22 protein-coding genes are annotated in these 23,502 nt (G+C 62.6%); 14 read left to right on the forward strand and 8 right to left on the reverse strand.

The window, feature by feature from the left end; translation table 11 throughout:
- The first annotated feature begins 3 nt into the window (after positions 1-3).
- From ACSSVG_RS10335 to ACSSVG_RS10345, 3 genes are all read left to right on the forward strand, one after another.
- Positions 4-1,686 (forward strand): ABC-F family ATP-binding cassette domain-containing protein, encoded by a 1,683-nt coding sequence (locus tag ACSSVG_RS10335; RefSeq protein WP_231338810.1) that lies wholly within the window; start codon positions 4-6, stop codon positions 1,684-1,686.
- A gap of 155 nt (positions 1,687-1,841) precedes the next feature.
- On the forward strand, positions 1,842-2,609 hold the full coding sequence (locus ACSSVG_RS10340) for a DeoR/GlpR family DNA-binding transcription regulator (protein WP_231338811.1): 768 nt from the start codon (positions 1,842-1,844) through the stop codon (positions 2,607-2,609).
- Positions 2,606-3,793: an MFS transporter gene (locus ACSSVG_RS10345; RefSeq protein WP_231338812.1), complete on the forward strand. Its 1,188-nt coding sequence runs from the start codon at positions 2,606-2,608 to the stop codon at positions 3,791-3,793. The genes ACSSVG_RS10340 and ACSSVG_RS10345 overlap by 4 nt, the downstream gene beginning before the upstream one ends.
- Here the strand turns inward: ACSSVG_RS10345 and ACSSVG_RS10350 are convergent.
- On the reverse strand, positions 3,738-4,442 hold the full coding sequence (locus ACSSVG_RS10350) for a phosphatase PAP2 family protein (protein ID WP_492418757.1): 705 nt from the start codon (positions 4,440-4,442) through the stop codon (positions 3,738-3,740). The two genes, ACSSVG_RS10345 and ACSSVG_RS10350, sit on opposite strands and share 56 nt — an antisense overlap.
- 88 nt (positions 4,443-4,530) lie before the next feature.
- Here ACSSVG_RS10350 and ACSSVG_RS10355 point away from each other — a divergent pair, with 88 nt between their 5' ends.
- From ACSSVG_RS10355 to ACSSVG_RS10375, 5 genes are all read left to right on the forward strand, one after another.
- Entirely contained in the window at positions 4,531-6,033 is a 1,503-nt protein-coding gene (locus ACSSVG_RS10355; RefSeq protein WP_492418759.1) for a bifunctional phosphatase PAP2/diacylglycerol kinase family protein, read from the forward strand.
- 147 nt (positions 6,034-6,180) lie between these two features.
- Positions 6,181-7,125, forward strand: coding sequence for an ABC transporter ATP-binding protein (locus tag ACSSVG_RS10360; RefSeq protein WP_231338815.1), 945 nt, complete (start codon positions 6,181-6,183; stop codon positions 7,123-7,125).
- 2 nt (positions 7,126-7,127) lie between these two features.
- Positions 7,128-7,979 carry an ABC transporter permease gene (locus ACSSVG_RS10365; protein ID WP_231338816.1) on the forward strand — a complete coding sequence of 284 codons (852 nt, stop codon included), beginning with the start codon at positions 7,128-7,130 and terminating at the stop codon, positions 7,977-7,979.
- 20 nt (positions 7,980-7,999) lie between these two features.
- Positions 8,000-9,289 carry a sensor histidine kinase gene (locus ACSSVG_RS10370; RefSeq protein ID WP_231338817.1) on the forward strand — a complete coding sequence of 430 codons (1,290 nt, stop codon included), beginning with the start codon at positions 8,000-8,002 and terminating at the stop codon, positions 9,287-9,289.
- Positions 9,286-9,978: a response regulator gene (locus ACSSVG_RS10375; RefSeq protein ID WP_253465235.1), complete on the forward strand. Its 693-nt coding sequence runs from the start codon at positions 9,286-9,288 to the stop codon at positions 9,976-9,978. Before ACSSVG_RS10370 ends, ACSSVG_RS10375 begins: the two co-directional genes overlap by 4 nt.
- On the opposite strand, the gene ACSSVG_RS10380 is transcribed toward ACSSVG_RS10375, so the two are convergent.
- Positions 9,972-10,682 carry an HAD hydrolase-like protein gene (locus tag ACSSVG_RS10380; RefSeq protein ID WP_253465232.1) on the reverse strand — a complete coding sequence of 237 codons (711 nt, stop codon included), beginning with the start codon at positions 10,680-10,682 and terminating at the stop codon, positions 9,972-9,974. The genes ACSSVG_RS10375 and ACSSVG_RS10380 overlap by 7 nt on opposite strands.
- A gap of 70 nt (positions 10,683-10,752) precedes the next feature.
- On the opposite strand from ACSSVG_RS10380, the gene ACSSVG_RS10385 reads away from it, so the two are divergent.
- Entirely contained in the window at positions 10,753-11,202 is a 450-nt protein-coding gene (locus ACSSVG_RS10385; RefSeq protein WP_231338820.1) for an Lrp/AsnC family transcriptional regulator, read from the forward strand.
- Position 11,203: 1 nt separating this feature from the next.
- On the opposite strand, the gene ACSSVG_RS10390 is transcribed toward ACSSVG_RS10385, so the two are convergent.
- From ACSSVG_RS10390 to ACSSVG_RS10400, 3 genes are all read right to left on the reverse strand, one after another.
- Positions 11,204-12,592, reverse strand: coding sequence for an aspartate ammonia-lyase (locus tag ACSSVG_RS10390; RefSeq protein ID WP_492418763.1), 1,389 nt, complete (start codon positions 12,590-12,592; stop codon positions 11,204-11,206).
- Between the two features lie 83 nt (positions 12,593-12,675).
- Positions 12,676-14,091 carry an aldehyde dehydrogenase family protein gene (locus tag ACSSVG_RS10395; protein ID WP_492418764.1) on the reverse strand — a complete coding sequence of 472 codons (1,416 nt, stop codon included), beginning with the start codon at positions 14,089-14,091 and terminating at the stop codon, positions 12,676-12,678.
- Positions 14,084-15,130: a homoserine dehydrogenase gene (locus ACSSVG_RS10400; RefSeq protein ID WP_231343463.1), complete on the reverse strand. Its 1,047-nt coding sequence runs from the start codon at positions 15,128-15,130 to the stop codon at positions 14,084-14,086. The genes ACSSVG_RS10395 and ACSSVG_RS10400 overlap by 8 nt, the downstream gene beginning before the upstream one ends.
- Positions 15,131-15,415: 285 nt before the next feature.
- Between ACSSVG_RS10400 and ACSSVG_RS10405 the strand changes: the two genes are divergently transcribed.
- From ACSSVG_RS10405 to ACSSVG_RS10415, 3 genes are all read left to right on the forward strand, one after another.
- Complete coding sequence (locus ACSSVG_RS10405; RefSeq protein ID WP_231343464.1) at positions 15,416-16,858, forward strand: amino acid permease; 1,443 nt, start codon at positions 15,416-15,418, stop codon at positions 16,856-16,858.
- A 65-nt stretch (positions 16,859-16,923) separates the two neighbouring features.
- Positions 16,924-18,081 carry an alanine racemase gene (alr, locus tag ACSSVG_RS10410; protein ID WP_253465223.1) on the forward strand — a complete coding sequence of 386 codons (1,158 nt, stop codon included), beginning with the start codon at positions 16,924-16,926 and terminating at the stop codon, positions 18,079-18,081.
- Between the two features lie 35 nt (positions 18,082-18,116).
- The gene (locus tag ACSSVG_RS10415) at positions 18,117-18,884 is read left to right on the forward strand and encodes an IclR family transcriptional regulator (protein ID WP_492418767.1); all 768 of its coding nucleotides are present in this window, start codon (positions 18,117-18,119) and stop codon (positions 18,882-18,884) included.
- Positions 18,885-18,887: 3 nt separating this feature from the next.
- Here the strand turns inward: ACSSVG_RS10415 and ACSSVG_RS10420 are convergent, their stop codons facing one another.
- The 3 genes from ACSSVG_RS10420 to ACSSVG_RS10430 are packed head-to-tail and all read right to left on the reverse strand — an operon-like array spanning position 18,888 to position 20,867.
- On the reverse strand, positions 18,888-19,655 hold the full coding sequence (locus ACSSVG_RS10420) for an IclR family transcriptional regulator (RefSeq protein ID WP_231341447.1): 768 nt from the start codon (positions 19,653-19,655) through the stop codon (positions 18,888-18,890).
- Positions 19,656-19,680: 25 nt separating this feature from the next.
- On the reverse strand, positions 19,681-20,421 hold the full coding sequence (locus tag ACSSVG_RS10425; protein WP_492418769.1) for a cyclase family protein: 741 nt from the start codon (positions 20,419-20,421) through the stop codon (positions 19,681-19,683).
- Positions 20,418-20,867, reverse strand: a complete 450-nt coding sequence (locus ACSSVG_RS10430) for a hypothetical protein (RefSeq protein WP_492418771.1) — start codon at positions 20,865-20,867, stop codon at positions 20,418-20,420. Before ACSSVG_RS10430 ends, ACSSVG_RS10425 begins: the two co-directional genes overlap by 4 nt.
- A gap of 179 nt (positions 20,868-21,046) precedes the next feature.
- On the opposite strand from ACSSVG_RS10430, the gene ACSSVG_RS10435 reads away from it, so the two are divergent.
- Together ACSSVG_RS10435 and ACSSVG_RS10440 are read left to right on the forward strand one after the other, a co-directional pair.
- Positions 21,047-21,967, forward strand: a complete 921-nt coding sequence (locus ACSSVG_RS10435; RefSeq protein WP_492418772.1) for an intradiol ring-cleavage dioxygenase — start codon at positions 21,047-21,049, stop codon at positions 21,965-21,967.
- Positions 21,968-22,004: 37 nt separating this feature from the next.
- The gene (locus ACSSVG_RS10440) at positions 22,005-23,312 is read left to right on the forward strand and encodes a M18 family aminopeptidase (protein WP_492418774.1); all 1,308 of its coding nucleotides are present in this window, start codon (positions 22,005-22,007) and stop codon (positions 23,310-23,312) included.
- The last annotated feature ends 190 nt before the right edge of the window (positions 23,313-23,502 follow it).

The raw sequence follows: 23,502 nt of genomic DNA on the forward strand, positions 1-23,502 counted from the left end.
AACGTGGCCCATATTGACGTTTCCGGCATCGACTACTTCCTCTCCGACGGCACCCAGCTGCTCAACGGAGTGACCTTCAAGGTCCCCGACGGCACCAAGACCGCTCTCATCGGACCGAATGGCACCGGTAAGACCACCCTGTTCAAGATCATCTCCGGCGACCTCACGCCGGACGAAGGTGTTGTGGGCCGTTCAGGCAACATGGGCATCATGCGGCAGTTCGTGGGCCAGGTCCGCGACGAATCAACCGTCCGCGACCTTTTGGTTTCCACGGCCCAGGCCGGGCTTGCTGCCGCTGCAAAGGCGGTGGAGGACGCAGAGCTCGCCATGATGGAGCACGACGACGAGCCCACGCAGATGAAGTACGCCCAGGCGATCGTGGACTGGGGCGATGCCGGCGGGTACGACGTCGAGACCGTCTGGGACGAAGTCTGCATGGCCGCGTTGGGGATTTCCTTCGACAAAGCGCAGTTCCGCCGCGCCTCCACCCTGTCCGGTGGCGAACAGAAGCGCTTGGTGCTGGAAGCGCTCTTTGCCGGCCCGGACGAGCTCCTGCTCCTGGACGAACCGGACAACTACCTGGATGTCCCCGGCAAGCGTTGGTTGGAGGGCAAGCTCAATGAGTCCAAGAAGACTGTGCTGTTCATCAGCCACGACCGAGAGCTGCTCAACAACGCGGCCGGACGTATCGTCACGCTCGAGCCAGGCATCAACGGTGCCGGCGCATGGATCCACGGTGGGGGCTTCGGCTCCTATGTCGAGGCCCGCGCCGACCGCAACGCCCGGTTCGAGGAACTCCGCAAGCGCTGGGACGAGGAGCACATCAAGCTCAAGGAACTCGTCAACATGTACAAGAACAAGGCCGCGTTCCGCTCTGACATGGCCAACAGGTACCAGGCAGCGCAGACCCGCCTGGCCAAGTTCCTGGAGGCGGGACCGCCCGAGGCGCTGCCCATCGAGCAGAACGTGAAGATGCGCCTCAAGGGTGGTCGCACTGCCAAGCGCGCCGTGGTGGCGGAGAAACTCGAACTGACCGGGCTCATGAAGCCGTTCTCCACCGAGATCTGGTTCGGTGACCGCGTGGGCGTGCTGGGTTCCAACGGATCGGGCAAGAGCCACTTCCTGCGGCTGCTCGCCACCGGCGGCACCGACCCGGAGCGGGAGCACCTGCCCGTGTCCGACGTCGTTATTGCTGAAGTGCCGCACGAAGGGGCCGTGAAGCTTGGCGCCCGCATCAGGCCCGGGTTCTTCGCCCAGACCCATGTGCGTCCGGATCTTCTGGGCCGGACCTTGCTGGAGATCCTGCACCGCGGTGACGAACACCGCTCGGGTCTCCCCCGCGAGGCCGCTGCCGGAGCGCTGGACTCTTACGGGCTGGCCGGTCAGTCCGAGCAGAAGTACGAGTCTTTGTCGGGTGGTCAGCAGGCACGTTTCCAGATTCTGCTTCTTCAGCTCTCTGGGGCTACGCTCCTGCTGCTCGACGAGCCGACGGACAACCTGGACCTGCACTCGGGCGAGGCCTTGGAGCGGGCGATCGACGCTTTCGAGGGCACCGTCCTGGCCGTGACCCACGACCGCTGGTTCGCCAAGTCCTTTGACCGTTTCCTGATCTTCGGTTCCGATGGCAAAGTCTATGAATCCGAAGAGCCCGTGTGGGACGAGAAACGGGTGGAGCGCGCCCGCTAACCACGGATCCACTCTCACCTATCGGCGATTTTCCGCGGACGCTCTTGCACTGGCTGCGAGAGCGTTCCGCTTTAAGCGACGGGAGGTGAGAGAACGTCTGTGCGTAAATGATCACAACGCATGATTAAATGCGCAGAGCTTGCTACGGTTGGAGAATGGGAACTGCTGACCGCCACCGGCTCATAGGCGAGCTGCTGCGCACGCGCGAACAAGCCACTGTGGATGAACTGGTGGATGCCACGGGGGCTTCCGGTGCCACGATCCGCCGGGACCTTGAAATCCTTGCAGCCAACGGGGTGCTGAAGCGCGTCCACGGTGGTGCACGAAGCTTGTTGGCCCGGGGAGAAAACCCAGGCTACGGGCAGCGCGAGCTGGAAGACCACGACGCCAAGATCCGCATAGCGGCGGCCGTTGACGACCTCATCAGGGACCGGGAGCACGTGTGGCTGGACAGCGGCTCAACCGCAACGGAGATCGCCCGCAGGCTTGCCACACGGGAACTCACGGTTATGCCCATGTCCCTCCACGGCGTCGAGGCTTTGACAGGAAAGACGGCTGGCAGGGCACCTGAACTCATCCTCCCCGGTGGCAGGCTTGTCCAAGGCGAACAATCATTCCGGGGACCCATGGCGGAAGCCAACATCCGCTCACTAAGGTTCGACACCGCCGTCGTAACTCCCTGCGCCCTCAACCTCAAGGACGGCCTCCTGGCCCACGACCTTGATGATGCGGCAGTGAAACGCGCCGGCCTCGAATCGGCGGCGCGCGTCATTGTGGCGTCCGCAGGCAGTAAATGGAATGCCAGCGCCGTGGCCCTGGTTACCGCCATGGAGGCCGTGGACGTCATCGTGACAGACCAGGAACCATCCCCAGAAGATCTTGCCCGGCTCAACAAACTCTCCGTGGAAGTTGTGATTGCATGACCACCAACACCAGAAGCACCACCAACGTCAATGCAGCGGCGGTGGCGACCTTCCTGATCTTCGGCATGAACGGTCTGGTGTTCGCCAGCTGGGCTGCCCGCATTCCGGCCGTTACCGAGGCCCTCAGCCTTACGTCAGGCCAGATGGGCACCCTGCTGCTCTGTACAGCGGTAGGGTCCTTGCTTGCCCTGCCATCGGCCGGCTGGGTGGTTGGCAGGATCGGCACAGCAAACACGGTTCGCGTTGCGGGGATCGTTGCCGGTGCTGCCGGTGCAGCCATTGCCTTCTCGCTGATGGCCGCGTCAGTTCCGGCCACGGCAATCGCGCTGTTCTTCTTCGGCATCGGAATCGGCCTGTGGGATGTCGCGCAGAACATCGAGGGAGCTGACGTTGAGCACCGGCTCAAGCGCACCATCATGCCCCAGTTCCACGCGGCCTTCTCCGGTGGCGCCTTCCTGGGCGCGCTGATCGGCGCCGGACTGTCCCAGCTCGGCGTTGGTTTGCCAGAGCACCTGCTGGTCATCGCCGCCATTGCCGTCGCCCTCGCGCTGACGGTCCCCAGATACTTCCTGCCGCACGAGTCAACGGAAATTCACGACGGCGGCGTGCCGGCTGAGAAGGGCCCCTCGGCTTGGCGCGATGGCAGGACGCTGCTCATCGGCGTCGTGGTCCTGGGTGCCACCCTCACCGAAGGTGCGGGCAACGACTGGATCGCAAAGGCGGCCGTTGATGGTCTTGGCGCCTCCGAATCCACGGGTGCGTTGCTGTTCGCCCTCTTCGTCCTGGCGATGACGGTCATGCGGTTCCTCGGTGGCAAGGCGATCGACAGGTTCGGCCGTGTGACGGTACTCCGGGCCAGCATGGCAGCGGCCGCAGCTGGCCTGGCATTGTTCGTCTTTGCCGGCAACGTCGTTCTGGCAGGGATCGGCGCCGCGCTGTGGGGCATCGGGGCGGCCCTGGCCTTCCCCATGGGCATGTCAGCCGCAGCGGACGACCCCAAGCACGCCGCAGCCCGGGTGTCCGTTGTTTCCACCATCGGCTATATCGCCTTCCTGGCAGGCCCGCCGCTTCTGGGCTACCTGGGCGACCACACCGGGATCCACCTGGCCTTGCTGGCCATCGGAGCGCCTATTCTGCTCGCTCTTCTGCTTGCAGGGGTCGCGAAGCCTTTGCCGCCCAAATAGTTCTTCCGCCGGCTTTGGCGTTCTCCTCGGTGCATATATCCCGGAAGCGCCACCACAGGAGCAGGACGACGCCGGCAGCCAGGCAGGCGCCACCGAGGACATCGCTCAGCCAGTGGGCCGAAAGATAGGTCCTGCTGATCATCATGGCGATGACTCCAAGGGTGGCGATCGCAGTCATCCACCAGCGGGCGATGAGTACCACCAGCACCATCAGGAAAGCAGTGGTGGCCGATACATGCCCTGAAGGGTATGAACCGGTGTCGGTCAAAACCTTTGCGCCTTCAGGCCGGCTTCGCCCCACGACTGTTTTGGTCAGTTGCGTGAGCGCCAGCGCGGAGATGCCGGAAGCGGCGACGAAGATCGAGGTCATGGGTCGGCGCGCCACAACAAGCGCAACTGCGAGCATCGTGTGGAAAATCAGTACACCCACATATCCGGCCCAATTGAGCACCGCATTCACGGCATCCCAGAACGGCGAGTGCAAGGTGAATGAGTAGGCCTGCCACATGGTGTCCACGCCGTTGAAGGCCGGCTCGCCTTGCCCGGCCAGCAACATCCCGGCCGGGACCGCAAAAGCGCACAGCAGGAGCAGGCCGGGAGTCACCAACTGCCACTCGGGCCGTTGACGCCGAAGGATGTCGCGAACCATCACTACATCGTAGCCATGGCCGCCAATGCAAGGCTGCGTACATCGGCTTCACGCCACTAGGGCAGGCCACAAGGGTTACTGTGTTGGGATGCGAGGTTTCGTGGGCAAGGGCCCCAAACGGGTTGCACGGCTTGACCATTTCCTGGTGAGGGCGGTGTCCCGGCAACCCCAGGGCGATCACGACGTCTTCTTTCGCAGGCTCTCTGCCGTTGCCACCAAAGGGAAGCTGTGGTTTGGTGTCGCGGGAGTCATGGCAGCTTTCCCCGGCAAGCCACGCAGGGCAGCCCTTCACGGCCTCCTGGCTTTGGGCGTTGCCTCCGGCGTCACCAACGTCATCTTCAAGCGGGCACTCCCCCGGTCCAGGCCTCTTCCCGAGCACCTTCCGCTGTTCCGCTTCGTGAATCCCCAGCCGACAAGTTCGTCCATGCCTTCGGGCCATTCTGCATCTGCGGTTGCCTTCGCTGTGGGCGCCGGAATAGTGTCCCCGGCCATCGGACTTGCCCTGGCCCCTATTGCAGCAGGGGTGGCTTACTCCCGCGTGCACACCGGTGCTCATTGGCCCTCCGATGTGGTGCTGGGTTCGGCTCTCGGCGCCGGCGCCGCGTTGGTGACACGCAACTGGTGGCCAGCCCGGCCGCCGGAGCCAACTCCCCGCCGCACGCCGGTGGAGGCGCCCGCAATTCACGACGGCGAGGGGCTCAGTATTGCGGTCAACGTCATGGGTGGTTCCTACACGCCGGAGACGGGAGAGCTCCTGAAGGAGATATTCCCGAAAGCGCATATTCGGGAATTGGCGGAGGGCGATGACATTGCGGCCGGGATGGAGGCCGCAGCAACCCGACCAGGCACCGTTGCACTGGGCGTATGGGGCGGAGACGGAACGGTTGGCACTGCGGCTGCGGCCGCCGTCGAACATTCACTCCCGCTCCTGGTGCTGCCGGGCGGAACCCTCAACCACTTTGCCCGCGACGTGGGTACCAGCTCGATCGACGACGCCATCGAAGCGGTGACCAAGGGGCAGGCAGCGTCCGTTGACCTGGGGCACGTCGTGGTCCAGCGCGGGTTGCCGGAGACTCCGGAGATCACCGAGCTGGCCATGCTGAACACCGCCAGCGTAGGGGTGTATCCCAATCTGGTCCGCAGGCGTGAGCGGCTCCAGCCGGCGCTCGGGAAACCCGTGGCAGGACTGGTTGCCTCCCTGCGCACCTTTGGCGTGAACTCGCCCACCACGCTCACCGTGGACGGAGTGAAACACAAACTTTGGATCCTTTACCTGGGGCGCGGCCGCTACTACCCTCGGGATCACGCCCCGCTTCGTAGGCCGGTGCTGGACGACGGCGTCCTGGACATTCGCATGATCACGGCGGACGAGCCGTTTGCCCGCGCGCGCCTGCTGTGGGCGGTGGTGACAGGCACCGTCGCAGCGTCCAAAGTCACTCATCTGACTGAGGCCACCACCATCACTGTGGAAGCGATAGGGCAGCCCCTGGTCCTGGCCGTGGACGGTGAGCCGAAGCCTGGTGTCCGTACGGCCACGTTCAGTGCGAAGCCGCGCGAACTCCGCGTGTACTCGCCGCTGCCGGCTGGCTGATCCGGCGCGGGTCATCCGGGAGGACTACCCTGACTGGACCCTGAATCATCCCTGAGACAGGCGATTTACTTCCCGTCCGTGAGTAGCGTTGTGAGTACATTCAAAACTCACTTGCACACTCATGTGCTCCGAGGAGGGAACGCTTCCATGATCGAAGCAAAAGGCCTGACCAAGGTCTACGGCGAGAAAACCGCCGTGGGCGGTGTCAGCTTCACTGTCCAAGCCGGACGGGTGACGGGCTTCCTGGGTCCGAACGGTGCCGGCAAGTCCACCACCATGCGCATGATCATGGGGCTGGACTCTCCCACGGCAGGACTTGTGACCGTGAACGGTGAACCGTTCGCCCAGCACAAGGCCCCGCTCCGTGAAATCGGTGCCCTCCTGGACGCGAAGGCTGTCCACACGAGCCGCACTGCATACAACCACCTCCTTGCCATGGCGGCCACGCACAGCATCCCCAAGAGCCGGGTCCGCGAAGTCATCGAGATGACCGGCCTGAGTGACGTCGCGAAGAAGAAGGTCAAGGGATTCTCGCTCGGAATGGGTCAGCGCCTCGGTATTGCCGCCGCGCTGCTGGGCGACCCGCAGACCATCATCCTGGATGAGCCCGTCAACGGCCTCGATCCCGAAGGCGTGGTGTGGGTCCGCAACCTCGTCAAATACCTGGCCTCCGAGGGCCGCACAGTCTTCCTGTCCAGCCACCTCATGAGCGAGATGGCACTGACGGCCGACCACCTCATCGTGATTGGGCGCGGCAAGATCATTGCCGACGCACCCATCGCCGAAATCATCACGGGCAAGGGCCAGGCGCGGACCCGAGTCCGTACGGACCAGCCGGAGCGGCTCATGCAGCTTCTTGCCGGGACCGGCGTTTCCGTTGAAGTCCACGAGCGCGAACTACTCGAGGTGTCCGGACTGGATCCCCGGGGCATCGCCAAGACTGCGCTTGAGAACCAGGTCATGGTCTACGAACTGACCCCGCTCCAGGCGAGCCTGGAAGAGGCCTATATGGAACTGACCAAGGACGAGGTCGAATACCACTCGCACATCACCACCGGGGCCTCGGTTCCCGCTCAGGCCGGAGGGAAATAGACATGAGCACCACCACTTTGGACCGCAGGTCCATTCGTAACTCCGTCGGTCCCGGACCGGCTTTCCACCGCGTGCTGAACTCGGAATTCATCAAGTTCCGTACCCTGATGTCCACGTTGATCCTCCTGGCTTCCACCGCGATCGTCATGGTTGGTTTCGCGGCCCTCGCGGCATGGGGAACAGGAAGTTTTGCAGAGCAGGCCGCACGGGATCCCGAAGCTGCAGCAGCAATCGCAGCGCAGGGCGGGGATCTGGCCGTCAGCATCCCAACATCGGGTATTTCGTTCGCCCAACTCATCCTCGGTTCCTTGGGCGTCCTGCTCATGAGCTCCGAGTTCACCACGGGCATGGCACGCTCGACGTTTGCTGCCGTACCCAAGCGGCTTTCACCGTTCCTGGCCAAGCTCATTGTGGTGGTTGTGAGCGCCTTCCTGCTGACTGCCGTGTCCACCTACATCGCGGGCCTGGTGTCGCTGCCGATCGTGGATAACTACGGTCTCAAGCTGGATCTCGGCAGCTCACAGTCCATCAAACTGCTGCTGGTCAACAGCATCTACGTTGCAGCCGTGGCCGCCATTGGTATGGCACTTGGAACAATCGTCCGCAACTCCGCAGGCGGAATCATGAGCCTGGTGGGCATCTTCTTTGTTCTGCCGATCGCGTTCCAGCTCATCCCGGGCGACTTCTTCAAGGAAGCCAGCAAGTACCTGCCCACCAGCACGCTCAGTCCGCTGACCGCCGTCGAACATGTCCCGGACACGCTCGAAGCGTGGCAGGCGGCCCTGGTTCTGGGCGCGTGGGTGGTTGTGCCGGTAGCGCTGGCCATGATCCTGCTGAAGAAGCGTGACGTCTAGGCGCAGTCTAGGCTCAATTCATGACTGAAGCTCCACAGGTGAAGGACGCATCGGCCCCCGCGGCCGATGCGTCCTTCGCTGAAATTGCCCAGCGTCGCAGGGGCAGGATCCGCCGCTACTTCTACAAGCGGCCCCGTGCGATGGATGTTGTGGTGGTCCTCTGCTACGTGCTGTTGGCCCTGCCCACCATGGTCACCTCCATCATCGACGGCAAGTGGCTCGTGGCGGTGCTGCTTGCGCTGATCGCCGCCGTACTGATGTTCAGGCGGCGGTTCCCCCTCCAGGTGGTTGCCGCCGTCGGGCTCTTGGAAGTTGCGGCGACCATCCTGAACCCGTGGGGTTCAAACGTTTCCGCCGGCCTGTGGTTTGCGCTGTACGCGTTCGCATCCATCAAGAAGCGTGGCATCGCCCTGGTGGTCTTTGCTGCGGCGAGCCTGCCGCTGAGCCTCCTGTACTTGTTCATGTGGACAAGTCCGAGTCAGATGGGCACCCTGCAGGACGTTCCGGAGAACTTCCACCTCATCAACAACATCGCGACGGCAATCACCATCATGTTGTCCAATCTTTTGGCCACCGGCATCGGCATTTCTGTTCGCCAGCGCAGGGAACATGAGGCCGAGATCGCCGCCTGGGCAGCCCGGACCACACAGCTGGGCAAGGTCACCGAGCGGAACAGGATCGCGCGCGAAATGCACGACGTCGTGGCCCATTCGCTGACGGTGATGATCAGCCTCTCGGACGGCGCAGCCGTAGTGGTCAAGAAGGATCCAGAACGTGCCGGCGAAGTCCTTAGCGAACTGTCGCGTACCGGCCGTGCTGCCCTGGCAGATATGCGTCGCGTCCTTGGTGTCCTGCGTGATGATTCGGGCCGGCCCGCACCGCTCACGCCGCTCGCATCCGGACACAACCTGTCCAAGCTCCTGGACGGCTTCCGGACCGCGGGACTGCCGCTGCATTATGCGCATTCAGGTCCAGCCTTGCCGGCAGACCCTGCTTTCGAGCTCACCGTCTACAGGATCGTCCAGGAATCGTTGACCAACGTCCTCCGCTACGGCCGGTCGCTGAGCCGTGTGGACGTCCAAGTGGCCCGCGACGGCGACCGGGTCACCATTGACGTGCTCGACGACGGCCGCGGAACCCACGAAGGTGGCAGCGACTCCGTGGGAAGCCTGGGTACTGGCCAAGGCATTGCCGGGATGAATGAACGCGCCGGAATCTATGCTGGAATCGTTACTGCCGGTCCGGGAAAAAGGGGAGGCTGGGCGGTCCACGCCGAGCTCCGCTGGAACGGCGACAAGGGGGAATCATGACAGAAGACATCATCAAAGTGCTGCTCGTTGACGATCAGCCGCTGCTTCGAATGGGGTTCCGGCTGATCCTCGAAGGCGAAGAGGACCTTCACGTTGTAGGCGAGGCGTCCGATGGCGTCGAGGCCGTCCGCCAAGTAGAAGCCCTGCAACCGGACGTCGTGCTGATGGATGTACGGATGCCCGCCATGGACGGGATCGAAGCGACCCGTCGCATCTCGGATTCCGGTTCGGACGCCCGGGTCATCATCCTCACCACCTTCGACCTTGATGAGTACGCCTTCACTGGTTTGCAGGCCGGGGCCTCAGCGTTCCTGCTCAAGGACGTGGCCCCCTCGGAGCTGGTCCACGCGGTGCGTTTGGTGGCCAGTGGCGATGCCGTGGTTGCTCCCCGGGTAACGCAACGGCTCCTGGAAACGTATGTTCGTGGTGGTGTGGTGCCCGGTCACTCGCCCAGCCAGCACCGCGATCCGCTGCTGGACGAGCTCACACCGCGTGAAACCGAGATCCTCACCACCATCGCCGAGGGCCTGTCCAACGCGGAAATTGCCCACAAGTTCTTCCTCTCCGAGGCCACCGTGAAAACCCACGTGCGCCGGATCCTCAGCAAGCTGCAGTTGCGGGACCGTGTCCAGGTTGTGGTTTACGCGTACGAAACCGGGCTTGTGGTGCCGAGCAACCCGGACTACTGAACCGCCGTCGATTGCTGCGCGGGTCCTTGCAGCAGCGGTAAGAGTTCGCCGGGAGAAGACGCGGTAGCAGCGGCGTGGACGGATTCGCCGGGTTCCCCGTAGCCCCAGAGCGCGAAGATGGCAGGTATCCGGAAGCTGGCTGCTCCCTCAACGTCGTATATCCGGTCGCCCACCATGACGGGCCGCGATGTGTCGACGCCGCGTGAACGGAGCCGGTTCAGCGATTCCGCGATCACATCGTCTTTGCGCGACCGGCCCAGGGTATCGGACGCGCCACAGACATCCGCGAAGTAGTGGGCTACGCCAAAGTGGCGGGTCAGCCTGATGGCTTGGTCCTCTACTTTCGACGTTGCCACCGCCATGGGGATGCCCCGTAAGTGCAATTGATGAAGGAGCGCCTCAACACCGTCGTAGAGCTGGGCCTGGGCAGCTCCGGTCCTGGCGTAGGCCGCCCGGTAGTGCTGGAGAGCAACCTTCGCCACGTTCTCGTCAAGCCCAACGACGCTCCGGAACGAGTCCATCATGGGTGGTCCCACGAACCGGCGCAACTGGTCAGGACCTGGCACGGTGGCTCCCACGGAGGCCAGCGCTTCTGCCGCACTGGCGGTGACTCCCTTGGCCGAGTCCACCAGCGTGCCATCCATGTCGAACAGGATGCACGAGTAGGCCCCCGGGAGTGGTTTGTGGTGCTCTGGACGTATCATCTTCTTCGTGGCCTTTCGGTCAGGGCAGGAGCTTCTGGGCTCCTGAGGGGCTTTTACTGGGAAGGGATTCATGGAGCGTGCGGGCCTGGACGGCATCGATCAGAGGATCCTTTCGGAGCTCACCAAGAACGCCCGTGTCCCGCACGCCGAGCTGGCCGGAAAGGTCCTGCTTTCCAGGAATGCTGTCCGCCAGCGGATCGAGCGCATGGAGCGGCAGGGCTACATCCAGGGTTATACCGTCGTGGCCGGAGTAGGGACCCAGGATCTTGTGTCTGCATTCCTGATGGTCTACCGGAAAGACCGCATGCGGGGAGCCGATGTTCTGAGTGAGCTCAGGGCGATTCCCGAAATCGTTCTGTGTGATGTGCTGAGCGGTGACTTTGATTTGATCGTGCGCGTCGAAGCCCGATCCCATGGCAGGGTGCAGGAGATTTGGGAGCAGATTTCTGCCCTCCCCGGCGTGACCAACACCGTCACTGCCATGACCTTGTCCAACGTGATTCGACGGGTATCGCAGTAACTCAGCGTCCGTACGCAGAGGCGCCCTCAAGGATCATTTGGGCGGCGTCCCGTTCCATGAGTCCCATCGATGTGACGGCATCGACCACTGCCATGCGTCCACTCAACGCACGATTGGCCACCTCCGCAGCGGCTGCGTAGCCAAGGGCGGGTATCAGCGCGGTGGCCAGTCCAGCAGAGCCCGCAGCCAGCCCACCAAGCAGTTCCTCGTTTGCCGTGATGCCCTGGACGCAAAGGGTCCTGAGAATCCTCGCGCCGTTGGTGAGCCAGGAAAAGCCCTGCAAAAGGGCATGGGCCATGACGGGTTCAAAGGCATTCAGTTGCAACTGGCCGTTGTCGGCGGCCATGGTGACGGTGGTATCCGCACCAGCAACCGCAAAAGCGATCTGGTTCAGGGTCTCGGGAATCACCGGATTTACTTTGCCCGGCATGATGGATGACCCCGCCTGGCGGGGTGGTAATTGGATCTCCCCGAAGCCATTTTGCGGACCGCTGGACAGCAGTCTCAGGTCGCTGCTGATTTTGGAGATCTTGATGGCCGATCGCTTGAGCATCCCGGATACATGCATGAAAACCCCGACGTCGGATGTCGCCTCCAGCAGGTCAGTCGCCGGTACCAGGGGCAGCCCGGAAATTTCGGAAAGGGCATCAACGACGCGCTCCCGGTAGCCGGGCTCGGCCGTGATCCCTGTCCCGATCGCGGTTGCTCCCAGACTGCATTCGAGCATGAGCCCCGCGGACTCCCTCAGCCGGCATCTGTCTTCCTCAATCGTGGCGGCAAAGGCTCCAAACTCCTGACCGAGCGTCATGGGGACGGCGTCCTGCAGCTGGGTGCGCCCTATCTTCACCACGTGGGCGAAGGCGGCCCCTTTCTCCCGCATGGACTGCGTCAATTGGCCTAGTTCGTGGTCAAGGTCCTGCACGGCGGTGATCAGTGCGAGCTTGATGGCGGTGGGGTAGACATCGTTGGTCGACTGGCATTTGTTCACGTGGTCGATGGGGTGCAGATGCTGGTAGCTGCCACGGGGGTGGCCCATGGTTTCCAGGGCTACGTTTGCGATGACCTCGTTGGCGTTCATATTGGTGCTTGTCCCGGCGCCGCCCTGGATCATGTCCACGCAGAAGTGCTGGTGATGCTGCCCTTGTTCGATGTCCCGGCAGGCGTGGCTGACAGCGGTGGCAATGGCGGGATCCAGGACTCCAAGGCCCGAGTTGGCGTGGGCGGCCGCGCGCTTTACCTGGGCCAGGGCCACCACCAGTCCGGGATACCGGGACACGGGGATCCCGCTGATGGGGAAATTATCCAGGGCCCGGGCAGTGTGGGCGCCCCACAAGGCATCGGCTGGGACGCTGATGGATCCCAGGGAATCTGATTCGAGGCGATACGTCATAGGGGGTGCAGTCCTTTCGGGAACGGTCCTGTGCCAGTGGATGGCCTGGTGGTGGACTGGGTCCGCAGTCCACCACCAGGCCATCAGTTCTTGATGCAGATGACTTTGGGCTGGGTCATTTCCTCGTAGGCGAAGTGAACGCCTTCACGGCCCAGGCTTCCGTATTTGAATCCGCCGAAAGGCATGCCGTCGAACCGGTAGTCCGATGAGTCGTTGATCATGACACCCCCGGCCTGGATTTCCTTGGCTGCTTTCATCGCATCGCCAAGGGAGGCGGTGAAGATCCCGGCATGGAGACTGAACTCGATGGAGTTGGCAATCCCGATCGCTTCCTCCAGGGAGTCCACAGGGCGGAGCATCACCAGCGGCCCGAACACTTCCTCGGACCACAAGCGGCTGTGTTCCGGAACGTCTTCAAGAACCGTGGGGTGGAGGATGTTCCCGGCAGCTTGGTTTCCTGTCAGAACAACTGCACCGTGCTCCACCGCCTCGTGGACTTTTGTCCGGACATCTTCCAGGGAGCGTGAGGTGATCATGGGCCCCACGTCCGTCAGTTCGTCGGAGGGGTCGCCAACTACCAGTTTGTTGGTCGCGGCGAGGAAGAGCTCCCGGAATTCGACGTAGATGGACTTGTCGACCAGGATTCGTTGAACACCCACGCAGTTTTGGCCTGCGGCCCAGAATGCGCCGGAAACGCAGGAAGCCACGGCTTCCTGGAGGTTGGCGTCAGCCATGATGATGACTGGCGCGTTTCCGCCCAGGTCCATGGAGAGCTTCTTCAGCCCGGCTGTTGAGGCGATGTCCTCTCCGGTGGCGAACCCGCCGGTGAACGACACCATCCGGACGTCCCTCGCTGCGATGATTTCCCGGGCAATCCCGCGGTCTCCATGGACCACCGTGAGGACGTCCTGGGGGAGTCCGGCCTCCAGGAGTGCCTCGGTGAGAAGCTGCGCGGAGAGGGGAGTGAGGGCCGACGGTTTGAGGATAACGGCGTTTCCGCCTGCAATGGCCGGTCCCACCTTGTGGGCTACCAGGTTGAGGGGATCGTTGAAGGGCGTGATTGCCAGGATGATGCCCAGCGGTTCACGGGAGAACCAGCCCAGCCGGTCCTCGGAGCCTTCGTAGGCGTCAAAGGGAATGACTTCACCGGCGTTGCGGCGGGTTTCTGCCGCTGAAAGCCGCAGCGTATTGATGGCACGCAGGACCTCTTTACGGGCCTGCCTCACGGTCTTGCCAGCTTCAGCGACGATGGTTTCGGCAAAGAGATCGCGCCGGTCTTCCATCAGGGCGGCCGCCCTGTCGAGTATCTTTCCCCGCGCGTCCCGGGAGAGACCCGCTGCCACTTTGGCTCCCGTGCGGGCAGCATTCAGGACACTCTCGACGGCGGTGGCATCGGTCAGCGGAACGGCGCCCACCACCCGCTGGTCGTACGGGCTGGTGACGTTCTGGAACATCGGCAGGACTGATGCTTCGGGGACGCTGGGTGCGGTCTTAGGCATGGGAGGGAACCTCCGAGGTGGCGTGCATGGCGATGATGTCTGAGAGCAGGGCGTAGGCCGTCTCGACGCGTCCGGCGCCGGGCCCGGAAACCGTCACGGGGCCCAGGAGATCTGTGCTGAACGAAACGGCGTTGGTGGCGCCGGAGATTCCAGCCAATCCGTGGGCCAGGGGCACCGCCACGGGCTTCACGCTGGCTGTTACCGCCCCGTTGGCAGACCTCGTCGCTGAGCCGATGAGCTTCCAGCGCAGGCCTTGGCGGGCAGCGTCTTCGATGTCGTCACGGGTCAAGGAGGAGATGCCCTCACAAGAGACGTCCTGCAACGAAATGCCTGCCTCAAGGAGTTGATTGGCCAGGATGAGCACTTTGAGTCGAACGTCATAGCCCTCAATGTCAGCGGCAGGGTTTGCTTCCGCATACCCCAGGTCCTGGGCTTCCCGAATGGCGGCGTCCAGGTCCAGGCCCGATTCCATGCGCCCCAGCACATAGTTGCTGGTGCCGTTCAGGATTCCTTCGAAGCCATCGATCTTCAGGCCGGCGAACATCTTTTTGGCAAGGCGGATCACGGGGGTGCCGCTCATGACGGCGCCTTCGAACTCGAAGTGAACGCCATTGCTCTCGGCCAACGCGGCCAGTTCAGCGCCCCGCAGTGCCACGGGTCCCTTATTTGTGGTGCAGACGCTCTTGCCCGATTCCAGGGCCCATCGGACGTGCGAGACGGCGGGCTCGCCGTCGTCGGGATTGGTGAAGGTTGCTTCGCAGACGATGTCAGCAGTGCAGGAACGGATCACAGCTTCGTTGTTGGTGTCCAAGGAGCCGCCATGCTCTGCAAACGTCTCGCCAGCGCCAAGGTTCAGTGCCATGTGAAGATCGATGCCTTCGGCTTGGACCAGGGAACCGAGCCTGAGATCGGTGATGGCCACAACCCTCAGGCCGAAACCCAACTCCGAGCGGAGGGCATCTCCCCGTGTTGCGATGATGTCGGCGAGAGTCCGGTTGACGCCGCCAAAGCCGATCAGCGCGAGGTCGTAGGTTTTCATGGTGCTCCTCAGGTAAGTGGGGGGTGATGGTTCAATCCTGTGGCCCCCCGGTGTCCGTCGGGGCATGCTGAATCGCCTCAAAGAGTGGGCATTCTGACCATTCGACGGCCGTTCTGACTCTCAGTCACCTCAAACATGTGCGCTATACGCATTAACAAATGTTTTTAATGACCACACAGGCTCCTTTTGTGTTACCTTCATCACTACAGACGCCCTTCCCGGCCCCCAGCCCCGGACTTCATAAGGCGTACCGTTCGCATCTGCCACAAAAACCGGAGACACCACATGGAATCTTCAGCACCCCTGCAACTGGACCATCAACCCCAGGCCGCTCCCGCCCCTGCCGAAACCGGACTGCGCCGATCAATGGGTCCACGGCACCTCATCATGATCGCGATGGGAGGTGTCATTGGATCCGGGCTGTTCCTGAGTTCTGGCTACACGATCTCCCAGGCCGGTCCGCTCGGGGCTGTGATTGCCTACCTTGTGGGCGCCTTCGTGGTGTACCTCGTGATGGCCTGCCTTGGCGAGTTGGCCATCGCCTATCCCGTATCAGGTGCTTTCCACATTTACGCGTCCCGATCCATCGGCCCAGCTACGGGCTTCGCCACAGCCTGGCTGTACTGGCTGTGTTGGGCAGTGGCTATCGGCTCGGAATTCACGGCATCAGGGCTCCTCATGCAGCGCTGGTTTCCTGAGGTCGAGGTATGGGTGTGGTGCCTTGTGTTCGCCGCCATCCTGTTCGGATTCAATGCCGTGTCCTCCAAGTTCTTCGGGGAATCGGAGTTCTGGTTCTCCATCATCAAGGTGGGTGCGATCATTGCCCTGATCGTGCTGGGCGGCGCAGCCCTCTTCGGATTCCACCCACTCTCTGAGTCCGGCAACCATCCGTTCCTCTTTGAGAACTTCAACACCGCCGGGGGATTGTTCCCCAACGGCTTTACCGGAGTCCTGGTAACGGCTTTGGCGGTCTTCTATGCCTTCTCCGGATCGGAACTCATCGGCGTGGCCGCGGGGGAGACCACTGATCCTGCAAAGAACATCCCGAAGGCCATGCGCAGCACCGTCATCCGGCTGCTGATCTTCTTTGTTGGTGCTATCGCAGTCATTGCCGCAACCGTCCCGTATGACCAAGTGGGACTGGACGAGAGTCCTTTCGTGACGGTGTTCTCCTCCGTCGGAATTCCCTACGCCGCTGACATCATGAACTTCGTCATCATCACGGCGCTGCTGTCGGCCGGAAACAGCGGACTGTTCTCCTGTGCCCGTATGCTCTACTCCCTGGCTGATGAGGGGCATGCGCCCAAGGCCCTGAAGAAGCTCACCCGCCGGGGTATACCGCTCATAGCCCTTTCGGTCAGCATGGTTGGCGGCATCGCATCGCTGATCAGCAGCGTGGTTGCCCCTGAAACGGTGTACCTGGCCTTGGTCTCCGTGGCCGGTTTCGCAGTGGTTGGCGTGTGGATGTCCATCACAGCGTCCCACTTCTTCCACCGCCGGGCCTTCGTGCGGAACGGCGGGCGGGTGAAGGATCTTGCCTACAAGGCGCCGTTCTTCCCGCTGGTCCCGATTCTGGCCTTCGCTCTCTGCCTGATTTCATTGGTGGGCATTGCGTTTGACCCACATCAGATTGCCGCGCTGTACTTCGGCGTCCCCTTTGTGGGGGCTTGCTACGCCTACTTCTACTTCAGGTACCGGCGCCCGGCACGGTCCGGCCGGACGTCCTGACCATACAATCACTGAGCCTTGCGGCCGGGCCTCCGGTCCGGCCGCAAGGCGTTGATACAGGGGAAATGATGATGCAGGTTGTGAGCCACCGGCTGAGGATCGAGAACCTTTCAAGTTGGCTTGAAATTGACGGCAACGCCTTCGAATCCAATATCCGGACCATGCTGGGAATGTTGCAAGGGCGCGCCATGCTGTGCGCCGTGATCAAATCTGATGCGTACGGCCACGGGGCCGACCTCTTGATTCCCTCCTTGGTGCGCCTGGGGGTGCCCTACATCGGTGTGGGCTCAAACTCAGAAGCACAGGCGGCCCGACTTCACGGCTACACGGGCAGGCTTCTGCGGGTCCGCGCCGCTGCACCCCAGGAAATAGCCGCTGCGGTGGTTCATGATGTGGAAGAACTCGTGGCCGACCCGCAGAGCGCCTGGGAACTGAGCAGGATCGCCGCTGAGGCTGGACGCAAGATCCGGATCCACCTGGACATCAACTCCTCCGGAATCAGCAGGCACAGCCTTGACGTGTCGTCACCCCTGGGCAGGGCCAGTGCCGTAGCGATGGTGAGCCATCCGCAGCTGGAACTGGCTGGCATCATGACGCATTTTCCCTTGGACGACCTTGAACATATTGAGCAAGGACTGGTGCGCTTCAAAGCCGACGCCACGTCCATCCTGCGGTCTGCCAACGTGCCGCGGAGGCAGGTTCTGCTTCACGCGGCGAATTCGTTTGCCACGCTGAATACGCCGGCAACGTGGCTTGACATGGTGCGGACCGGCGCTGTTCTGTATGGCGATTCAGACCCAATCCACGCGGAATTCCGGCGCTGCCTGGCATTCAAAGCGCGGATCGGATCCGTGAACAACTATCCGGCGGGAAGCAAAGTGGGCTACGGGCATACCCATACGCTGCAAGCGGCTTCAAAGCTGGCCACCGTGACGGTGGGATACGGCGATGGGTACCGGCGTGCACTGGGGCGTGGCGGAACGGTCCTGGTCCGGGGCCATCGGGTGCCGGTTGTTGATGCGATCTCCATGAATTCCATGGTGGTGGACGTCTCTGCCCTTGACGACGTGCGGCCAGGAGACGAGGTGGTGCTGTTTGGTCGTCAGGATGGCGCGGAAATCACGGCCGGTGAACTGGAGTCTGCAAATCGCGGGATACTCGCAGACCTGTACACGGTGTGGGCCAAAGACGCCCGGATCCTCGCCGCTGATGCCGTCATGTGAGAATGGCGTGAGCGCTTGGTGGAAGGAGCCGATTCGTGGATGTGTCATCGGAGGCGTCGTCCTTGGCGCAAGGCCTTCGCCTTGTTCGCTTGGTAACGGACCGCGAAAAGCAGGGCCGCCAGCTCTTGGGCGTCTCGCAACTGGCCGCGGAATTGGATATGGAGCAAAGCAGGGTCTCCCGCCTGGCCCAGGAGCTGTGCGACCTGGGACTGCTGGAACGGATGGACCGGGGTCCTTTCCGTGTCGGCCCCGGGTTCTTCGGCCTGGCAGCCGCGCTGAATGGTGGCTGGGTTCAGAGGTCGCGGGCAGAGCTGGAGGAATTGGTATCCGCCTTTGGCCTGAGATCGCGCCTCTCAGTGCGGGATGGCGTCCGCGTCCTGCTTTTGCGTTCCTCCACCAACAACTCAGTCCTGGGTGGTTTTGCCAAGCCGGGCATGGTGACGCCGGTCTGGTGCACGGGCGCCGGACGGGCTTTGTTGTGGGATCACTCTCCACGTGAGCTGGAGTCCCTGCTCCGCGACGTGAATTTCATTGGTGTCGGAGGCCCGGCGGCGGCACATTCTGTTCCGGAAGTCCGTGAACTGATGGAACGGGACAAGCCCAACGGATTCGTTGTCGCGGCCGAAGAGTTCGAGCACGACGTGTGGGAGGTGGCTGTTCCGGTGCGGTTCGGAGGGAAGATCCACGCGTCGCTCAGCGTCTTGGGCAGCCGGTCCAGCATTGAGAAGGCGGCACCGGACATCGCCGCGGTGCTGCATGCAGCCGCCCAACGGCTTGGCTCCGCAGGCACGGTGCCGACGTAGGGCTCACGACGCCGCGCGGCCTCCCACCATGGCTTCCAACCACCCGCACCATGAACGGAGGGCTGTGGCGTAGCTTTCGCTCTGTGGTTCAACCCGGGTTCTCGGGCCAACGATCTGGAGCGCAGCAGCGATCTCACCCTTGAAGTCCCTGACGGGTGCGGCCAGCGAGTAGAGTCCTGGCTCGGCTTCTTCATCAACAATTGAATAGCCGCGCTCACGGGCTTGGTTGAGCCGGTCCAGGAAGTCTTCAATGGAGGATGGTGTGTTGGGTCCGTGCTTGACGAATTCCACGGTCTTAAAGAGCGTGCGGATTTCCTCATCCGGGGCATCCCACAGGAGGGCTTGGCCGGCATCACTGCAGTAGGCAGGATAAGGCCGGCCCAGCCAGGAACCCACCAAGTTGGCGCTGGCAGGTACCTGTTCACCAATGGTGACTGTGGTGTTCCCGCTTAATACGCCCAGGAAGCATGCTTCATTGGTTTCCGCTGCCAAGCCTTCAAGTGCCGTGAGCCCGTCGGTCTTCAGTCGTTGCTCCGTGACCAGCTGGGCGTCCGCCAGGATGGACCAGTCCAAGCTGTATTCCCTGTTGCTGGTGCGGGCCAGGAAGCCTTCCTGCAGGGCGCCTTTGAGGCTCCGTGATACCTGGCTGCGGTCCTTGTCCAAGTGGGCCGCGACGTCGGCGACAGTACCGCCGTCGTATCCTCGGGCGTGACGGGCCCCAACGGCCAGGATGGACATCATGCCACGGCCCATGCTGGAGGTCTTTGACATGGAACGATTCTAGCGACACGCAGCCCTAGTGAATGGCGAACACCCTGGCCGGGAAGCCGCTGCCTTCCAGGGGCTTGGCCCAGGACGCAACCAGAACGGCGCCGGCCTCGGGCAACCCGTCCAGATGCGCCAGAAGTTCGATCTGCCATTTGTCCTGTGCAAGGACGTAGGTCTCCAGGCTGAAGTCCTGCCGGGAGGTGGCTACGCCAGGGTCCGTATCGGTTTGTTCGTGACCCACCGCAGCCACGTCCCGCTGTTCGATGAGGTATTCAAGGACCTCCTTCGACCAGCCCGGAGTATGGCTTGTTCCGGATTCGTCCTTGTTGGCCATGGCCCCATTGTCGGGCCAGCGGTGGCTCCATCCTGTGCGGAGGGCCACGAATGAACCGCTGGAGATGGCTCCGTTTCGCGCTTCCCAGGCTTTGATGTCGCCCAGTGTGGGGGTGGCGTCACTGTCCGTGCGCACGCGGTGGCTGATGTCCAGGACAACCAGGGGAAGAATCATCTCGTCCACGGGTATTTGGTCCAAGGTCCGTCCGCCGCGCACAAAATGCGAAGGAGGGTCCACGTGGGTACCCCACTGGCCCACTATTGAGTAGCGGTGGGCAGTGAATCCGTCGCCCTTCTCCATATCGAAGAGAGCCTCGCGGGATTCATCCGGGAAAGCGGAGAACCGGGGCTGGCCGGGGTGGAAGGCGTGCGTGAGGTCCGTGAAGGTTCTGTTGCGGAGCAGGGGAGCGAGCTCGTGCCAAAGTCCTGTGGTCATGAGGCCACGCGGCTTTCGGCAACCGGAGTCAGAACGCTGCTGGAGACGCTCAGGGGCCCGGACACTTCAATAACGGGTACCTCCCAGGGGTGGATGTCCACGATCCTCTGGACCAGTTGGTGAACCGCGTCGGCATCCAACGAGTCATCAAAGTAGGAGGTGAATACGAACGTCGGCGAGATAGTTCGTTGTCCTACGCGGCCCAGTGTGGGGTTTGCGCCCTCGGCAACGGTGAAGCCCTCGTAGCCTGCGGAGGACTCGAAGACATGGTGGTAGTTGCCAAAGCCGCCCAGCTCGGGGCTTTCTGTCAGTGCTTCCAGCAGGGACGAGATGCCGGCGTCCGCTTCCAGGGCGGCGAGGTCGCCTCCGGCGAGTTGCGTCATGGTTTCGGCCGGGATGGGCCAATGGATGCGGAGCTTCCGAACTGGTTTCAGTTGGATATTCATGGGTGGAACCTTCCGTGGATATGCGTTCTGTGAGCCATCGTGACACAACGTGACGGGCATTACAAGCATATGAAATTGTCTATATTGCACATTGTGATCTTTTGGATCGGCGATGTGATCACAGCCCCGGCACAGTTTCCCCATGTACAAGGCATAGGCAGGGCGCGTTTCATGGATGCATGACTTCTCCTCAACAGCCGTCCAAGGAACCAGCGGACCAAGATCAGCCACACCCGAACCACGATCGCGGCCTCGAGTTCGACCTTTCCACCCTCCTGACCCGGCGCCGCTCGCTGGGCGTTCTCGTCGGAGCGGGGGCGTCAGCGGCCCTCGCAGCCTGTACGCCAAGTACGGGAGGCGGCAGCGCGTCGCCGTCGAGCACCGCCAGCGCTACCGCCACCGCGACGGAAAGCACGACGGCGGCCGCCTCGCCATCGGCGACCAGCACTGTGACACGTGCCATCGCGGAATGTGGGGTGGAGATCCCCGAGGAGACACTCGGACCCTACCCGGGCGACGGTTCCAATGGGCCAAACGTCCTGGAAGCATCGGGAGTGGTCCGCCGCGACATAAGGTCCAGCTTTGGCACGTCCACCACGAAAGCCGAGGGGGTGCCACTGACGGTGACCCTGACGTTGCTGGACAACGCGAACGGCTGCTCACCGCTGGCAGGTGCTGCCGTATACGTCTGGCATTGCGACCAGAACGGCAAGTACTCGCTTTACGATTCAGGGCTTGAGAACGAGAACTACCTCCGGGGCGTACAGGAATCCGATGCGAACGGGCAGCTCACGTTCAGCACCATCTATCCCGGCGCCTATAGCGGCCGCTGGCCACATATTCACTTTGAGGTATTCGAATCCATGAGCAACACCAGCGCTGCCGGGCAGGTGCTCGCGGTGTCGCAGATCGCCCTGACGGAGAAGGCCTGTAACGAGGTTTATGCCACTGAAGGCTATGAGACGAGTGCCCGGAACTTCCCCAACACCACTCTGGCCTCGGACAACGTCTTTGGTGACGATGGGGGTATATACCAATTGGCGACTATGTCCGGTTCGGTTGCCGGGGGCTATACGGCGGCCTTGAACGTCACGGTTTAGGCACCTGGCGGCCTGGAGCGGGGCTAGACTCGGGGGCATGTCTCCGAATGCCTCTGCCGCCATTGACCATATCCAGGACCTCGGTACGTATGTAGCTGCGTCGCCTTCAAGCTTCCACGCGGTTCACGAGGCCGCCCGTCGCCTGGACGCGGTTGGATTCACTGGCCTGGATGAACTGCAGCCGTGGGACGGCGGAGCGGGCAAGTTCTACGTGATCCGCGATGGCGCACTCATCGCATGGGTGACTCCGGAGAACGCTGGCCCCACCACGGGATTCAACATCCTTGGTGCCCACACTGACTCGCCGTCCTTCAAGCTCAAGCCAAAGCCCACTACGGGCAAATTCGGGTGGCTGCAGGCCGGCGTCGAGGTGTATGGCGGGCCACTCCTGAACTCCTGGCTGGACCGTGAACTGCAGTTGGCGGGCCGCTTGGTGCTGCGCGACGGTACGCAGCACCTGACTGCCACAGGGCCCCTCCTGCGCTTTCCGCAGCTGGCGATTCACCTGGACCGCGGGGTCAACGACAATGGCCTCCACCTGTCCAAGCAGCAGCACATGAACCCCATTTTCGGCCAGGGAGATCCCGCTGGGGAGGATCTGCTGGCACTGCTCGCCGATCGCGTTGAAGGCGCCACTGTGGACGCTGCCGATATCGGCGGGTACGACGTCGTGGTGGCGGACACCCAGGCGCCGGCGATTTTTGGAGCACATGGTGAGTTTTTCGCTTCAGGCCGCATGGATAACCTTTCCTCCACGCACGCTGGCCTGGTGGCGTTGATAGCGCATGCGGCCGCCGCACCCGCCGATGGCCCGATCGCCGTCCTTGCGGCCTTCGATCATGAGGAGATCGGCTCCAACTCGCGTTCCGGCGCCTGTGGCCCCATCCTTGAGGACATCCTGGTACGCATCTCCGACGGTCTTGGCGCCTCGGTGAGCCAGCGGCGGCAGGCGCTGGCGGCGTCGTTCTGTGTTTCCGCGGACGCGGGCCACGCTGTCCACCCCAACTACGCGGAGAAGCACGATCCCGCGAACAAGCCGCTGCTGAATGGCGGCCCACTGTTGAAGATCAATGCCAACCAGCGCTATGCCACAGATGCCACAGGCGCGGCACTGTGGGCCCGTTTGTGCGACGAAGCCAATGTGCCTTATCAGGAATACGTCTCCAACAACGATCTCCCCTGTGGTTCCACCATCGGTCCCCTGACCGCAACCCGCCTCGGTATCCGGACGGTGGATGTGGGCATTCCGCTACTCTCGATGCACTCTGCCCGCGAGCTGTGTGGCGTGGAAGATCCGAAGAGGCTGGCTGACGTTTCGGAGTTGTTCTTCCGGACTGCCGCCTGAGGGAAAGCCTCAAGCAGTCATTTCAGGGCCATTTCAAAAGTTTCCTATAGGAAACATTAGATGCCCTGAGGTTTACATTTTGTGCATGGTCCCTGTTTCGGAGCAGGCAAAATGTTCGGTTGCACAGGATCGGCATCGTTGTAGCAGGCTAGCGTGAATTAGTCATGTGGCCCGTGGCACACCACTGAGG

It is taken from the genome of Paenarthrobacter sp. E2MeOHC11 (assembly GCF_058744955.1).